Here is a 15,464-nt window from a genome sequence, read left to right as displayed (position 1 = left end):
AGCCAGAGCCCGTGCTGACTTGCAGCTTGAAGCTGAAACCTTGCAGTTGGCCGCACAAAAAAAGGGAGCCTTGAAAGGCTCCCTTTTTTTGTGCGGCGTTTACGATTATTTCACTGTGACTGTGATTTTCTTGGAGACGATCACCGGGCTGAACGGCACGTGGTTCTTGTCGCCCAATTCCAGTTGCAGGGTGTGCTTGCCTGGGGCCAGGGTCACTTCGGTCTCGGTCTGGGCCTTGCCGAAATGCAGGTGGTTGGCGTCCATCGGGATCGGCAGGTTCTCGGCCGGTAGCTGGTCGACGTCGATCAGCAGGTGATGGTGGCCGGTGTTGGCGGTCTGATCGCCCGCCGGAGCCAGGGCAATGCCTTCAACGCCGAACTTGACCTTGAAGGTCTTGTCCACGGTGGCCCCGTCGGCTGGGGAAACAATAAACACCTTGGCGCCGGCAGGTGCCTCTGTACGAGGAATTTCCGCTGCACCGGCCAGCATCGAGGCTCCCAGCAACAGACCGGCCAAAGCAGCACGCGACATAAAAATTTTCATTATCTTCTCCAGTTTTTCCGCAAATCTTTTACGGTTATGACAACTTCGTGGCAATTCGTTGTCGAAGGCACTCAACACCTTAGCAAAGCGAGCCTGAACGGCGCATCGCTCATATAAATTCAAGGAGTGACCATGCGTTTCCTGCCTGGCCTGATACTTTTGCTGCCCCTTGTGAGCACTTGCGCTCAAGCCGAACTGATGGACGACATCAACGACCGCGGTGAACTGCGTATCGCCCTGGAAGCGGATACACCGCCCTTCAACTTCAAGGACGACGGCAAACTCACCGGCTTCGAGGTGGAGTTGGGGCAATTGCTGGCCAGCGAGCTGGACGTACGCGCGGACTTCGTGGTGACCGAGGCGGCTGAACTGCTGCCAGGCGTCGAGAGCGGCAAGTTCGACGTGGCGATCAACCACATAGCAATGACCCCGGAACTCAAGGATCGTTTCGACTTCAGCGAACCCTACAGCTATTCCAGTGCGCAATTGATTGTGCGCAAGGAAGAACAGCGCCCGCTGTTTTCCTTGCAGGCCTTGCGCGGCCAGGCTCTGGGCGTGGCCCAGGGCAGCCAGTTCGTTGACCAGGCGCGGACGGTGGAAGGGATCAACCTGCGCAGCTACGCCGATGCCCAACAGCCCATCAGGGATGTGGCGGACAAACAGATCGACGCCGCAATCAGCGACCGCCTGCTGATTCCCTATGCCATTCGCGACAGCCGCCTGCCGGTGAAGGAAGGCGCCAAGGTCGGGCCGACCCTGAGCCTGGCGATCCCTTTTCAGAAGGGCAACCCGGCATTTCACGCCAGCCTGGACAGCGCTCTGCAGCGGATCAAGGCCGACGGGCGCCTGATGGCCCTGTCAGAGAAATGGTTCGGCATGGATGCCAGCAAGCCGCCCAAGGCCGAAGCCGGGCAGTAAACCTCATCTGTAGCCGCTGCCGCAGGCGGCGAACGGGACGAAGGAGTTTGATGGCCAGCTGGAGATCGCCAAGCAAGGCTCTGCGAGCCTTTTCGCAGCCTTGCTAGAGCTCGGCAGCGGCTACAAGGACAAGGCGGCGAGGGCGCTGGCGGCTTCGGGTAGTTGCAGCTCACTGAAGACCTGCACGCCGTGCTGCTTGAGCAAGGCGGCGGTGACACCCTCCCCCGAGACCTTGACCCCGCGGAAGCTGCCGTCATAGGTCTGCAGGTTGCCGCAAGACGGGCTGTTGGCCTTGAGCACGGCAACGCGGATCCCGTGCTGTTCCACCAGCTCCAGGGCCTGCCGGGCCCCAGAGAGGAATTGCGCGCTGACATCTTCGCCTTCGGTGGTCATCACCGGTGCCCGTCCCTCAAGCACATCGACCCCTTGCCCACCGGGAATCTCCGCCGCCGCCCGTGGCGTCGGCAAGCCGCCGGCCACTTCCGGGCACAGCGCAACCACCCGCCCCTCTTGCAGCCAGGCGGCCAGTTGATCGAACGGGCCGCTGGCACCGCCGTCGTAGCGTACGCGGTGGCCCAACAGGCAGCGGCTGACCAGGATCTTGTGCATGTTCAGAACGGCTCGTTACCACGGCGCCGGAACCAGCCGGTCAGAGACAGGCGTTCCCGGGTCGCGGGCAGGACTTCATGGGGGACCTCACCGGATAGAAACACCACCAGCCGCCCCCCGACAGGGACCACATCGTATTGCCCCTGGTCATTGAGGTACATGCGCAACTGCCCGCCCTGCTCGGGCAGCCACTGCTCATTGAGGTAGATCACCGCCGAGACCATGCGCCGGTCATCATCGCGAAAACGATCCACGTGACGCTTGTAGAAAGCCCCCGGCGGGTACATCGCGAAGTGGCACTCGAAATCCTCAAGGCCGAGAAACAGCCCTCGGTTGAGGGCCTCGCGCAAGCTGTCCATCAACCCCAGGTACGTATCGACGGCATCGGCCTGGCCTGGTTCGAGCCACTGGATATGGTCGCCACGGATACCCTCGCGGATCTCCTGGGCCGGCCCGCGCCCCACCGCCGCCGGCGCCAGCTCACCTTCAGCCGCACGTTTACGGCACTCAGCCGCCAGTTCGAGGGTCAGAGCCTCGGACAGAAAGACATTTTGCTGCGACCAGCCACAGGCGGCCAGGTCGTCGACAATGTTCAACAACAGCGGATGATCAGAGGGTATTTGCATGGCGCGCATAGTATCCAGCATCAGATAAATCCGACAGAGCCGCAGAGCGGAGGATCGAGCATTTTTTTCAATGGGCTTACACATCATCGGTTTGCCGAGCGATGCTGATACGAATTCTCGACAACCACCGTCTTGCCCCGGAGAATAGTCGACTGCTGACAGGAGTCCTTATGCGCCGTTTGCTTTTCTCACTGTTGATGTTCTGCGCCTTGCCTGCCTGGGCAGACAGCCACGACCAGTTGTACAAGGTCGCCGGCTGGGCAGAACAGCGCGCGCATTTCAACGATGCCCTCAACGCCGCCCAGCAGCGCTACCAGAACAGCCTGCCGCCGGCGGTCTACCAGGCCCTGGTGGACAACAGCAACCAGCGTTTCGCGCCTCAGGCCGTGGACCGTCGCGCCGAGGCCCAGCTGCGGCAGAACCTGGCCGATCCCGGACCGGCCCTGGCCTTCTTCCAATCGCCCCTGGGGCGCAAGATCGTCGCCGCCGAACTGCTGGCAACCCGCCGCGACCAATTGGCCAAAAACGCTCAGGGCCTGCCGAAGATGCAGGCCAGCGACAACCGCCAGTTGATCATCGGCCACCTGGCCCAGGCCCTGCCGGCCCGGGAAGCAGGAGCGGAGGTCAGCCTGGCGATCGCCGGTGTCGCCGCCGACAGCCTGAGCCAGATGATTCCCGGCCTGCTGGGTGGCGGTCAGGCCCAGGGCATGCTCAATGGCCAGCGCCAGCGCCTGATGCAGCAGATCGGCAACGACCTGAACAACACCCTGCTGTATGTCTATCGGGATCTTTCCGACACCGAACTGGAAGAATTCGCCACCTTTGCCGAGTCCAGCGAAGGCAAGGCCTATTACCAGGCCGCCCTGGCGGCGATTCGCGCCGGCCTGGCGGTCGGTCAGAGCACCTCCAGCCTCGCCCCCTGACCCAGCAACTCACCTGTAGCCGCCGAGCCCGCGAGGCTGCGCAAGGGGCCGCTGCCGCAGGCTGCAAGGCAGACGCGCTCCCGCGGCTCAGACATGCTGGGTCAGAAAAGCAAAATACTGGTCGCGGTACAGCGGAATCTCATTCGCCAGGTGGTGCCGGGCTTGCGGCAGCATCAGCACCTCGGGCGTGGCGAACTTGCGGCGAATCACCTGCAGATTGTGCTGCCAATCCACGGTCATGTCCGCGTCCCCCTGGACGATCAGCGGCTGCCTGGAACTGCATGGCGCCGCTTCCAGGCGCTTGATCCAGCGTGACAGCGCCCCCACCCAGGCCGTTGGCAAGCGCTGCGGTTGCAACGGATCGGCCTGGAGGAAAGCAAGGAAGTCCGGGTCGTTGGAGTTCTCGCTGAAGCGTCGGGCAATGCCGGTGACGAAGGGCCGCAGCACGTAGTAGCTGAGCATCGACCAGCCCCAGGCCCGAGGCCGCACCAGGGGCGATAGCAGAATCACCTGCCCCTGGGCCGGGCTCTCGGCGCCCTGGTTGAGCAGGTGATCCATGATGATTGCGCCGCCAGTGCTTTGCCCGAACAGGTGCCAGGGCTCGGGCAGCGCCAGGGACCGGGCCTCGGCGAACAGCCCTTGCAGCACCCGCTGATACACCGCGAAGTCATCGATGCTGGCCCGCTCGCCACTGGACAGGCCGTGCCCGGGCAAATCGCAGGAAATCACCACGAAGCGGCGCTGCAGCGCCCACTCGATCACATGCCGGTACAAGCCCATGTGATCGTAGAAACCGTGGAACAGAAACAGCGTGGCCCGTGGCTGCTCCGGCCACCAGGCCTGGCTCACCACTTCATAGCCGTCCACCTGGAAACGCCCCAGGCGGCTGCGTGGCACCATCGCCCGCCCGGCGAAATCCAGACCATAGAAACGCTGGTAGGCCTGCCCCTGCGCCGACAAGGGCTGCCCGGCGACCAGGGGTTGTAGGCTGGCACGCAGATGGTCGGGATCGAAAGTGGCGGACATAGAGGATTCCAAAGCGGGGGTACCGGCGACAAAACGGGCTTTCTGGGCCTGCGATATTCATCTGTCGCGGCAAGCATGGCAAGCTACGCGACCTTCGAGGACCGATCCCAATGCGCCAGTCTTACCGCACGCCCCTGCTTGCCAGCCTGCTTGTCCTGATCTGCGCCGTCGTGCTGTGGAACGCCTACGAATGGTTCCAGAGCCGCTACCTGCGGGCGTTCAGCGAGCACACGGCGATGTTCTCCGGCGACGCCCTGCAACTGCCCGCGGAGCTGGCCGGCCCAGGGGCGATCCGCCTGGTGCACTTCTGGGACCCGGCCTGCCCGTGCAACGTCGGCAACCAGCAGCACCTGGCCGAGCTGATCGAAACCTACAGCCCCCGCGGCGTCGAGTTCTACGCAGTGCAGAAACCCGGCAGCCACGGCCAGTTGCCCGCCACCCTGAACCGCTTGAAGCCCCTCGACAGCCTGCCTGGTGCCGATCAGATTCCCGCCAGCCCAGCAGTGGCGATCTGGGACCGCAATGGCAAGCTGGCGTATTTCGGCCCCTACAGCGAAGGCCTGACCTGCAACTCCAGCAACAGTTTCATCGAGCCCATCCTCCAGGCCCTGGAGGGCAATCGCCAGGTCAGCGCCACCCATACCCTGGCCATCGGCTGCTACTGCCCCTGGCCGGCCCAGTAAGGCATTCGCGACTATTCAAGGACTGGCTCCTGCGCGGGCCCCTGACTTGTGCTAAATCTCTGCTGCTCTCCCGAGGCGGCATTGAATACAACAACAGCAAGGAGCCCGCATGAAACGCAGCCTGACCGTCGTCGCCGTACTGATCCTCGCCCTCCTGGCAGGAGTGGCCGGTTATCTGTACAGCAAGCAGCCGACGCGCCAGGGCCAGATCGAGCTCAACGGCCTGCAGGGCTCGGTCACCGTGCGCTACGACGAACGCGGCGTGCCACACATCCGCGCCGAAAACGAAGCCGACCTGTACCGTGCCCTGGGCTACGTGCACGCCCAGGACCGGCTGTTCCAGATGGAAATGCTGCGGCGCCTGTCCCGGGGCGAGCTGGCGCAGGTCCTCGGGCCCAAGCTGCTGGACACCGACAAGCTGTTCCGCAGCCTGCGAATTCGCGAGCGGGCTGACAGCTACGTGGCGGGGCTCGATCGCCAGTCCCCCGCCTGGAAGGCCCTGGAAGCCTATCTGGACGGCATCAACCAATATCAGGACACGCACGCCAGCCCCCTCGAATTCGACGTCCTGGGCATCCACAAGCGCCCCTTCACCGCAGAGGACACCGTCAGCGTCGCCGGTTTCATGGCCTACAGCTTCGCCATGGCCTTTCGCACCGAACCGCTGCTGACCTACATCCGCGACCAGCTGGGCAATGATTACCTGAAGGTGTTCGACCTCGACTGGCAGCCCAAGGGTGTGCTGGCCAAGGGCGTGCTTGCCAAGGGCAAAGGGCAGCCCTCACCACCATTGGCCGCCGTTGACTGGCGGGACCTCGGGCAGATCGCCCGGGTGAGCCAGGAAGCCCTGGAGGACGCCGGGCTGCCGCAATTCGAGGGCAGCAATGCCTGGGTGGTTTCCGGCTCGCGGACCAAGAGTGGCCGCGCGCTGCTGGCCGGCGACCCGCATATCCGCTACTCGCTGCCGTCGGTGTGGTACGAAGCCCAGCTTTCGGCGCCCGGCTTCGAACTCTACGGCCACCACCAGGCGCTGGTGCCCTTCGCCTTCCTCGGTCACAACCTGGACTTCGGCTGGAGCCTGACCATGTTCCAGAACGATGACCTCGACCTGATCGCCGAAAAGGTCAACCCGGAGAACCCCAACCAGGTCTGGTTTCACGACAAATGGGTGGACCTGATCAGCAGCGAGCAGCAGATTGCGGTCAAGGGCCAGGCCCCGGTGACCCTGAGTCTGCGCCAGTCGCCCCACGGCCCGATCATCAACGACATGCTCGGCACCACCGTGGGCAAGGCACCGATCGCCATGTGGTGGGGCTTCCTGGAAACCCCGAACCCGATCCTGGACGGCTTCTACCAGCTCAATCGCGCCGACACCCTGGCCAAGGCCCGCGCCGCGGCAGCCAAGGTCCATGCACCGGGGCTGAACATTGTCTGGGCCAACGCCAAGGGCGACATCGGCTGGTGGGCCGCAGCCCTGCTGCCCAAGCGCCCGGCCGGCGCCAAGCCGGCCTTCATCCTCGACGGCAGCAGCAACCTGGCGGACAAGGAAGGCTTCTACCCCTTCAGCGCCAACCCTCAAGAGGAAAACCCGGCTCGGGGCTATATCGTCTCCGCCAACTTCCAGCCGGTATCCGCCACGGGCATGGAGATTCCCGGCTACTACAACCTCGCCGACCGCGGCCAGCAACTGGACCGGCAACTGAGCGACAAGAGCCAGAAATGGGACCTGGAGAACACCCAGAAACTGCAACTGGGCACCACCACCGCCTATGGACCGCGCCTCTTGGCGCCGCTTTTACCCGTGTTGCGTGAAGTGGTCAGCGACCCTGAGGAGTTGAAGCTGGTGGAGCAACTGGCGAAGTGGCAAGGCGACTACCCCCTGGAGTCCACCAGCGCCACGCTGTTCAACCAGTTCCTGTTCAACCTGGCCGATGCCACCTTCCATGAAAAACTCGGGGACGCCTATTTCGACGCCCTGATCCAGGCACGCGTGGTGGACGCCGCCCTGCCCCGGCTGGCCGCCGACCCCGACTCGCCCTGGTGGGACAACCGCACCACCCCCCAACGCGAAAGCCGCGCGGACACGGTCAAGGTGGCTTGGCGCGCCAGCATCGAGCACCTGCGGCTGACCCTAGGCGCCAACCCGGCGCAATGGCGCTGGGGCACGGCCCACACCCTGACCCACGGCCACCCGCTGGGCATGCAGAAGCCCCTGGACCGGCTGTTCAACGTCGGCCCCCTGGACGCTCCCGGCAGCCATGAGGTGCCGAACAACCTCACCGCCAAGATCGGTCCGGCGCCCTGGTCGGTGGTCTACGGGCCCTCGACCCGGCGCATCATCGACTTCGCCGACCCGGCCCATAGCCTGACCATCAACCCGGTGGGCCAGAGCGGCGTACTGTTCGACAGGCACTACGATGACCAGGCCGAAGCCTATATCGAAGGGGTCTATCAGCAGGCGCACTTCAGCGAAGAGGAAGTCACCGCCAACACCCGCAGCACCCTGAAGCTGCTGCCGGCCCGCGCGCCCCGGTAAACGGGCAGCGCAGATCGAGGCTGCCGCAAACGCCAGCCTGGGCGATGAGAATGCCGATCGAATTCATTGGAGCGTATCGGACAGATAACTGAGCAAATCGGACAGGCCCGAAACGCCAGGATGGTCAAGACTGAGAGTGTTGCCACAGTACTCCCTCAACCCATCCCGGAGTGAATACGATGTTCCATAACTGGTCCGAACTGCTGCCTACCATCAAGAAAGCCTTTGGTTCCCTGGGCAAGAGCAACCCGAAAATGGTCCAGGCCTATATGGCCCTGGGTGAAGCCGCTGAAGAAAACAACGTGCTCGACGCCAAGACTCGCGAGCTGATTTCCATAGCCGTGGCCATCACCACTCGCTGTGACGGCTGTATTGGCGTGCATGCCGACGCCGCGATCAAGGCCGGCGCCACCCGCGAAGAAGTGGCCGCGACCCTGGCCACGGCGATCTCGCTGAATGCCGGTGCGGCCTACATCTACTCACTGCGGACACTGGAGGCGTATGACAGCCTGAAGCCTTGATCGCCCAGCGGCCTCGATCGTCCCAGACGGGACAGTTCAAGGCAAAAAAAACCTCGCTCCCGTTCAGGGGCGAGGTTTTTTTCAGCACTGTACACGGCTCAGGCAGTTTCCACCCTTTGCGGCCGACGCACTTCCGGCTGTTTCCAGGAGTCGGCGGCGCTTTCCTCGATGGCCTGCTGGATCGCCCGCTTGCGGGCTTCTTCGGCGCGGCGGCTGAAGAACCAGACCAGGAAGGTCACCAGGGACACCGCCAGCAGGATCAGGCTGGCCACGGCGTTGATCTCAGGTTTCACCCCCAGGCGCACCGCCGAGAACACTTCCATCGGCAAGGTGGTGGAGCCCGGACCGGAAACGAAGCTGGCCAGTACCAGGTCGTCCAGGGACAGGGCAAAAGACATCATGCCGCCAGCCGCCAGAGACGGCGCGATCATCGGGATGGTGATCAGGAAGAACACCTTCCACGGCCGCGCCCCCAGGTCCATCGCCGCCTCTTCAATGGACAGGTCCAGCTCGCGCAGGCGCGCCGACACCACCACCGCCACATAAGCAGCGCAGAACGTGGTGTGGGCGATCCAGATGGTGACGATCCCGCGTTCCTGAGGCCAACCGACCGCCTGGGCCATGGCCACGAACAGCAGCAACAGCGACAGGCCGGTGATCACCTCGGGCATCACCAGCGGCGCGGTGACCAGGCCACCGAACAGGGTGCGGCCCTTGAAGCGGGTGATCCGGGTCAGCACGAACGCCGCCAGGGTGCCCAGGGCCACGGCCGCCACGGCGGTGTAGCAGGCAATTTCCAGGGAGCGCATGACCGAACCCATCAGCTGCTGGTTATCCAGCAGGCCGATGTACCACTTGATCGACCAACCGCCCCACACCGTCACCAGCTTGGAGGCGTTGAACGAGTAGATCACCAGGATCAGCATCGGCAGGTAGATGAACAACAAGCCGAGCACCAGCATCAGGCTGGAGAAACTGAAGCGCTTCATTCCTTGCCCTCCATTTCCTTGGCCTGACTGCGGTTGAACAGGATGATCGGCACAATCAGGATCGCCAGCATCACCACCGCCAGGGCAGATGCCACCGGCCAGTCACGGTTGTTGAAGAACTCTTGCCACAGCACCTTACCGATCATCAGGGTTTCCGGGCCGCCCAGCAGTTCCGGAATCACGAATTCACCCACCACCGGGATGAACACCAGCATGCAGCCGGCGATGATGCCGTTCTTGGACAGCGGCACGGTGATCTTCCAGAAGCTGTTGAAGGTGCTCGACCCCAGGTCGGCGGCGGCCTCCAGCAGGCTGATGTCGTGCTTCACCAGGTTGGCGTACAGCGGCAGGATCATGAACGGCAAGTAGGAATAGACCACGCCGATGTACACCGCGATGTTGGTGTTGAGGATCTGCAGCGGTTCGTTGATCCAGCCCATGGACAGCAGGAAGCCGTTGAGCAGGCCGTTGTTGCTGAGGATGCCCATCCAGGCATAGACGCGGATCAGGATCGCGGTCCAGGTCGGCATCATGATCAGCAACACCAGCACCGTCTGCAGCTCTTTACGGGCACTGGCGATGGCGTAGGCCATCGGGTAGCCGATCAGCAGACAGAGGATGGTGCTGAAGAACGCCATCTTCAGCGAGCCCAGGTAGGCGGCGATGTACAACTGGTCGTCGCCGAGCATCGCGTAGTTGCCCAGGTTGAGCAGCACCTGCAGCTTCTGGTCGACGTAGCTGTAGATCTCGGTGTACGGCGGAATGGCCACATCCGCTTCGGCGAAGCTGATCTTCAGGACGATGAAGAACGGCAACATGAAGAACAGGAACAGCCAGATGAACGGAACCCCGATGACCAGCTGACGGCCACCGGGAATTATTCGATTGAGTCGGCGCTTGAGCTTTCGCATGTTCATGAGCGCAGTACCACGCCGCTGTCGTCTTCCCACCAGACGTAGACCTGGTCACCCCAGGTCGGCCGCGCGCCACGGCGCTCGGCGTTGGCGACGAAGGACTGCACCAGCTTGCCGCTCGGCAGTTCGACGTAGAACACCGAGTGGCCGCCCAGGTAGGCGATGTCGTGGACCTTGCCGCTGGACCAGTTGTATTCGCAGGTCGGCATCTCGGCGGTCACCAGGAGCTTTTCCGGGCGGATGGCGTAGGTCACCGACTTGTCCTGCACCGAGGTGCTGATGCCGTGGCCGACATAGATGCTGCGGTCCACGTCCTTGCAGGTAATCAGCGCGTGGCCTTCGGCATCGTCCACCACTTCGCCTTCGAAGATATTGACGTTGCCGATGAATTCGCAGACCAGGCGGCTGACCGGGGTTTCATAGATGTCGATCGGGCTGCCGATCTGGGCGATCCAGCCCAGGTGCATGATGGCGATGCGCTCGGCCATGGTCATGGCTTCTTCCTGGTCGTGGGTCACCATCACGCAGGTCACGCCCACGCGCTCGATGATCTCCACCAGCTCCAGCTGCATCTGCGAGCGCAGCTTCTTGTCCAGGGCGCCCATGGGCTCGTCCAGCAGCAACAGCTTGGGACGCTTGGCCAGGGAGCGGGCCAGGGCCACACGCTGGCGCTGGCCGCCGGACAGCTGGTGCGGCTTGCGCTTGGCGTACTGGCTCATCTGCACCAGCTTGAGCATTTCCGCGACCCGGGCGTCGATCTCGGCGGCAGGGATCTTGTCCTGCTTGAGGCCGAAGGCAATGTTCTGCGCCACGGTCATGTGCGGGAACAGCGCATAGGACTGGAACATCATGTTGATCGGCCGCTCGTAGGGCGGCATGTCGGTGATGTCCACGCCATCGAGGAAGATTCGCCCCTCCGTCGGCCGTTCGAAACCGGCCAGCATCCGCAGCAAGGTGGACTTGCCTGAACCCGAACCGCCGAGCAGGGCGAAGATCTCGCCCTTCTTGATTTCCAGGGACACATCGTCCACAGCAACCGTCTCGTCGAACTTCTTCGTGACCCGGTCGATTTTGACCAGCACCTGCTTAGGTGTCTGGTCGCCCTCGAGGGCTTTCTTATAGGCGCCGGAGGCAACTGCCATTTGCGAAACTCCCAACAAAATTTGCAGCCCGCCCCACGCGGGCGGACCTTGGATAGTTTGAGCCTGTGGAACTACTTACCCGTCTTGACCTTGGTCCAGCTGCGGGTCATCAAGCGTTGGATAGTGGGTGGCAGCTCGGTGGACACGTAGGTCTTGTCGAGCACGGCCTGCGGTGGGTAGACCGCTTCGTCGGTGCGGATGGATTGCTCCATCAGCTTGTCCGACCCGGGGTTGGGGTTGGCATAACCGACGTAGTCACTGACCTGGGCGATCACCTCAGGTTGCAGCAAATAGTTGATGAAGGCGTGTGCGTCCTTGACGTTGGTCGAATCCTTGGGGATCGCCAGCATGTCGAACCACAGGGCCCCGCCCTCCTTCGGAATCGCATAGGCGATGTTCACGCCCTTGCCGGCGTCGGCGGCACGGGCCTTGGCCTGGAACACGTCGCCGGAAAAACCGATGGCCACGCAGATATTCCCGTTGGCCAGGTCCGAGATGTACTTGGACGAGTGGAAGTAGGTCACGTAAGGCCGCACCGCCAGCAACTTGGCCTCGGCCTTCTTGTAGTCCTGGGGGTTGGTGCTGTTGGCATTCAGGCCCAGGTAGTTGAGGACCGTGGGCAGCATTTCATCGGCGGAATCGAGGAACGCCACGCCGCAGCTGTTGAGCTTCTTGATGTTCTCCGGCTCGAACAGCACGCTCCAGGAGTCGATCTTGTCCACGCCCAATACGGCCTTGACCTTGTCGACGTTATAGCCGATGCCGTTGGTGCCCCACAGGTAGGGCACTGCGTACTGGTTTCCCGGGTCATTCATTTCCAGGCGCTTGAGCAGCGCCGGGTCGAGGTTCGAGTAGTTCGGCAGCAGGCTCTTGTCGAGCTTCTGGAACGCTCCGGCCTTGATCTGCTTGCCCAGAAAGTGGTTGGACGGCACCACCACGTCATAACCGGTGCGACCGGCCAGCAACTTGCCTTCCAGGGTTTCGTTGGAATCGAATACGTCGTACACCGGCTTGATACCGGTGGCCTTTTCAAACTCGGCCAGGGTGTTCTGACCGATATAGTCGGACCAGTTATAAATATGCACGGTCGGTGCAGCCTGGACGCCAGCCACCAGCGTCAGGCTGGCGGCGACCAGCATGGCTTTGCGAAATAAAGAAATAGGCAAGTGGAGGTCCTCTTAAATAGTTGGGCCCAAGTTGCCCCGCGCTACCTGACAGCCTCCGAGCTGCCCAGCAACAAAACCGGCGCGCAACTTACCCTCGATAAACCAATCCAGCAAAACTTTCTGTCATTTAATTGTTTCCTGTTGCCGCCCTCGCCACGACGACGGCAACAGGTAGTGCTGCAAATCGGCTTATTTACCGGATTTGATCTTGGTCCAGCTGCGGGTCAGGATGCGCTGGGTCGCGGCCGGCAGGTCGGCAATCGCGTACAGCTTGGCCTGCACCTCGGCTGGCGGGTAAACGCCCGGGTCGCTGGTGATGTCTTTATCAACCAATGGGGTTGCAGCCGCGTTACCGTTGGGGAAACGCACGGCGTTGGTGATTTCGGCCATCACTTCAGGTTTTTGCAGGAAGGTCATGAACTTGTAGGCACCCTCGACGTTTTCCGCGTCTTTAGGGATGGCCACCATGTCATAGAAGCTGCCAGCACCTTCTTTGGGGATGTTGTAGCTGACCTTGACCTTGTCACCGGCTTCGGCGGCACGGGCCTTGGCCTGGTAGATGTCGCCCGAGTAACCCACGGCTACGCAGATGTTGCCGTTGGCCAGGTCGGAGATGTACTTGGACGAGTGGAAGTAGGCAATCGAAGGACGGATCTTGAGGAACAGCGCTTCGGCTTCAGCCAGTTGTTTCTTGTCCTGGCTGTCGGTTGGATAGCCCAGGTAGTGCAGCGCCACCGGAATCATCTCGGTTGGCGAATCGAGGAAGCTGACGCCACAGGCTTTCAACTTCTCGGCGTTCTCCGGCTTGAACAGCAGGTCCCAGGAGTTGGTCGGTGCATCGGCGCCCAGGGCGGCCTTGACCTTCTCGGCGTTGAAGCCGATGCCGATCGAGCCCCACATGTAAGGGAACGCGTGCTTGTTGCCCGGGTCGCTCACCGATACCGCCTTGAGCAGCGATTCGTTGAGGTTCTTCCAGTTCGGCAACTTGGACTTGTCCAGTTCCTGATAGACGCCCGCCTTGATCTGCTTGGCCAGGAAGTTGTTGGAAGGCACCACAACGTCATAGCCGGATTTGCCGGCAAGCAACTTGGCTTCCAGGGTTTCATTGCTGTCGAACACGTCATAGACAACCTTGATGCCCGACTCGGTCTCAAACTTCTTGATGGTGTCCGGCGCGATGTAATCGGACCAGTTGTAAACGTGCAGCACTTTATCGTCCGCCTGTGCTGCCGCCGCCATCACGCCCATCAGGGACATGGCGAGGAGGGTCTTGCCAGCTAACTTCATACCTAATGCCTTCATGCGTAATGCTCCAATTGTTCTTTTTAACCACTCGCTCAGCGGCCAATATCCGGGCAACCAAAACGGCGGGTAGTCTGGCAAGATCCAAGGCCGGCTTTCAAGGAAAGACCCGGCCTTTATATCTGCTTTGAACCCAGCGCCCGCAAGCACCGCGCTCAAAGCCTAGCACTCAGCCCTCGAGCACACTCAAGGTCAGGTCCAGGCACTTGCGTGCCTTGGCCACCAGCTCGTCGATCTCCGCCTCGCTGATCACCAGCGGCGGCGCAATGATCATGGTGTCGCCCACGGCGCGCATGATCAGACCATTGTCGAAGCAGAACTGGCGGCAGATCATGCCCACGCCACGGCCTTCGTAACGCGCCCGGGTGGCCTTGTCCTTGACCAGTTCGATGGCGCCCAACAGGCCTACCCCGCGAACTTCGCCCACCAACGGGTGATCACTCAGCTCGCGCAGACGTTTCTGCAAATAAGGTGCCGTTTTTTCATGGACGCGCTGGATAATTTTCTCTTCGCGCATGATGCGGATGTTTTCCAGAGCCACGGCAGCGGCTACCGGGTGCCCGGAATAGGTGAAACCGTGGTTGAAGTCGCCGCCCTCGTTGAGCACCGCCACCACTTCATCACGCACGACCAGGCCACCCATGGGGATGTAGCCGGAAGTCAGGCCCTTGGCGATGGTCATCATGTCGGGCTTGAGGCCGTAGAAATCGCTACCGAACCACTCACCGGTACGGCCGAAGCCACAGATCACTTCGTCGGCGACGAAGAGGATGTCGTACTTGGCGAGGATTTCCTTGATCCGCGGCCAGTAGCTGTCTGGCGGTACGATCACGCCGCCGGCGCCCTGGATCGGCTCGGCGATAAAGGCCCCGACATTGTCCACGCCCAGTTCGAGGATCTTCTCTTCGAGCTGGTTGGCGGCCCAGATGCCGAAGGCTTCAGGAGTCATGTCGCCGCCTTCGGCGAACCAGTACGGCTGCGGGATGTGGACGATGCCAGGGATCGGCAGATCGCCCTGTTCGTGCATGTAGGTCATGCCGCCGAGGCTGGCACCGGCCACGGTAGAACCGTGGTAGCCGTTGACTCGGCTGATGATGGTTTTCTTGTTCGGCTGGCCCTTGATCGCCCAGTAGTGGCGGACCATGCGCAGCATGGTGTCGTTGCCTTCGGAGCCGGAACCGGTGAAGAACACATGGTTCATGCCTTCTGGCGCGATGTCGGCGATGGCCTTGGACAGCTCCAGCACCGGCGGGTGGGCGGTCTGGAAGAACAGGTTGTAGTAGGGCAGCTCACGCATTTGCTGGCTGGCGGCTTCCGCCAGTTCGTCACGGCCATAGCCAATGGCTACGCACCACAGGCCGGCCATGCCGTCGAGAATCTGATTGCCTTCACTGTCCCAGAGATACACCCCCTTGGCATGGGTGATGATTCGCGGCCCCTTCTCCTTCAATTGCTTGAAGTCACTGAAAGGCGCCAGGTGGTGATCACTGCTGAGGGTTTGCCACTCGCGGGTTTGCGGGTTTTTATGAGTCATCAATCTCTCCTAAGTGTCAGTGAAGGCGCCAC

General features: G+C 62.2%; 15 protein-coding genes. 5 read left to right on the top strand and 10 right to left on the bottom strand.

All coding sequences use genetic code 11. The features are described 5' to 3' along the window. Positions 1–105: 105 nt before the first annotated feature. The gene (locus LXM55_RS14275; RefSeq protein ID WP_233320932.1) at positions 106–543 is read right to left on the bottom strand and encodes a DUF4399 domain-containing protein; all 438 of its coding nucleotides are present in this window, start codon (positions 541–543) and stop codon (positions 106–108) included. Between the two features lie 132 nt (positions 544–675). On the opposite strand from LXM55_RS14275, the gene LXM55_RS14270 reads away from it, so the two are divergent. Then, positions 676–1,461, top strand: a complete 786-nt coding sequence (locus LXM55_RS14270; protein ID WP_233320931.1) for a transporter substrate-binding domain-containing protein — start codon at positions 676–678, stop codon at positions 1,459–1,461. Positions 1,462–1,581: 120 nt separating this feature from the next. Here the strand turns inward: LXM55_RS14270 and LXM55_RS14265 are convergent, their stop codons facing one another. Both LXM55_RS14265 and LXM55_RS14260 read right to left on the bottom strand, forming a co-directional pair. Continuing rightward, a complete protein-coding gene (locus tag LXM55_RS14265; protein WP_233320930.1) occupies positions 1,582–2,070 on the bottom strand; it encodes a DUF523 domain-containing protein in 489 nt (162 codons plus the stop codon). Positions 2,071–2,072: 2 nt separating this feature from the next. Then, a complete protein-coding gene (locus tag LXM55_RS14260) occupies positions 2,073–2,705 on the bottom strand; it encodes a 2OG-Fe(II) oxygenase (protein WP_233321046.1) in 633 nt (210 codons plus the stop codon). A gap of 161 nt (positions 2,706–2,866) precedes the next feature. Between LXM55_RS14260 and LXM55_RS14255 the strand changes: the two genes are divergently transcribed. Next, positions 2,867–3,619: a DUF2059 domain-containing protein gene (locus LXM55_RS14255; protein ID WP_233320929.1), complete on the top strand. Its 753-nt coding sequence runs from the start codon at positions 2,867–2,869 to the stop codon at positions 3,617–3,619. Positions 3,620–3,706: 87 nt separating this feature from the next. Here LXM55_RS14255 and LXM55_RS14250 read toward each other — a convergent pair whose 3' ends face one another. Continuing rightward, positions 3,707–4,645: an alpha/beta hydrolase gene (locus tag LXM55_RS14250; protein WP_233320928.1), complete on the bottom strand. Its 939-nt coding sequence runs from the start codon at positions 4,643–4,645 to the stop codon at positions 3,707–3,709. Between the two features lie 110 nt (positions 4,646–4,755). On the opposite strand from LXM55_RS14250, the gene LXM55_RS14245 reads away from it, so the two are divergent. The 3 genes from LXM55_RS14245 (at position 4,756) to LXM55_RS14235 (ending at position 8,385) form a co-directional block, all read left to right on the top strand. Continuing rightward, on the top strand, positions 4,756–5,328 hold the full coding sequence (locus LXM55_RS14245; RefSeq protein ID WP_233320927.1) for a DUF6436 domain-containing protein: 573 nt from the start codon (positions 4,756–4,758) through the stop codon (positions 5,326–5,328). Positions 5,329–5,437: 109 nt separating this feature from the next. Beyond that, positions 5,438–7,864, top strand: a complete 2,427-nt coding sequence (locus LXM55_RS14240) for a penicillin acylase family protein (protein ID WP_233320926.1) — start codon at positions 5,438–5,440, stop codon at positions 7,862–7,864. Positions 7,865–8,043: 179 nt separating this feature from the next. Beyond that, positions 8,044–8,385 (top strand): carboxymuconolactone decarboxylase family protein, encoded by a 342-nt coding sequence (locus LXM55_RS14235; protein ID WP_233320925.1) that lies wholly within the window; start codon positions 8,044–8,046, stop codon positions 8,383–8,385. Positions 8,386–8,483: 98 nt separating this feature from the next. Here LXM55_RS14235 and LXM55_RS14230 read toward each other — a convergent pair whose 3' ends face one another. The 6 genes from LXM55_RS14230 to LXM55_RS14205 form a co-directional block, all read right to left on the bottom strand. After that, on the bottom strand, positions 8,484–9,374 hold the full coding sequence (locus LXM55_RS14230; RefSeq protein WP_233320924.1) for an ABC transporter permease subunit: 891 nt from the start codon (positions 9,372–9,374) through the stop codon (positions 8,484–8,486). After that, positions 9,371–10,252, bottom strand: a complete 882-nt coding sequence (locus LXM55_RS14225) for an ABC transporter permease subunit (RefSeq protein WP_233321045.1) — start codon at positions 10,250–10,252, stop codon at positions 9,371–9,373. Before LXM55_RS14225 ends, LXM55_RS14230 begins: the two co-directional genes overlap by 4 nt. Positions 10,253–10,287: 35 nt before the next feature. Next, the gene (locus LXM55_RS14220) at positions 10,288–11,430 is read right to left on the bottom strand and encodes an ABC transporter ATP-binding protein (RefSeq protein ID WP_233320923.1); all 1,143 of its coding nucleotides are present in this window, start codon (positions 11,428–11,430) and stop codon (positions 10,288–10,290) included. Between the two features lie 71 nt (positions 11,431–11,501). After that, a complete protein-coding gene (locus tag LXM55_RS14215) occupies positions 11,502–12,596 on the bottom strand; it encodes a polyamine ABC transporter substrate-binding protein (RefSeq protein WP_233320922.1) in 1,095 nt (364 codons plus the stop codon). 189 nt (positions 12,597–12,785) lie between these two features. Beyond that, the gene (locus tag LXM55_RS14210; RefSeq protein WP_233321044.1) at positions 12,786–13,883 is read right to left on the bottom strand and encodes a polyamine ABC transporter substrate-binding protein; all 1,098 of its coding nucleotides are present in this window, start codon (positions 13,881–13,883) and stop codon (positions 12,786–12,788) included. Between the two features lie 184 nt (positions 13,884–14,067). Further along, positions 14,068–15,432, bottom strand: coding sequence for an aspartate aminotransferase family protein (locus tag LXM55_RS14205; protein WP_233320921.1), 1,365 nt, complete (start codon positions 15,430–15,432; stop codon positions 14,068–14,070). Positions 15,433–15,464: the final 32 nt, after the last annotated feature.

This window comes from Pseudomonas sp. Au-Pse12, assembly GCF_021341665.1.
Lineage (GTDB): Bacteria > Pseudomonadota > Gammaproteobacteria > Pseudomonadales > Pseudomonadaceae > Aquipseudomonas.
The sequence above is the reverse complement of the archived record's forward strand: the minus strand, read 5'-3'. Positions and strand labels throughout refer to the sequence as shown.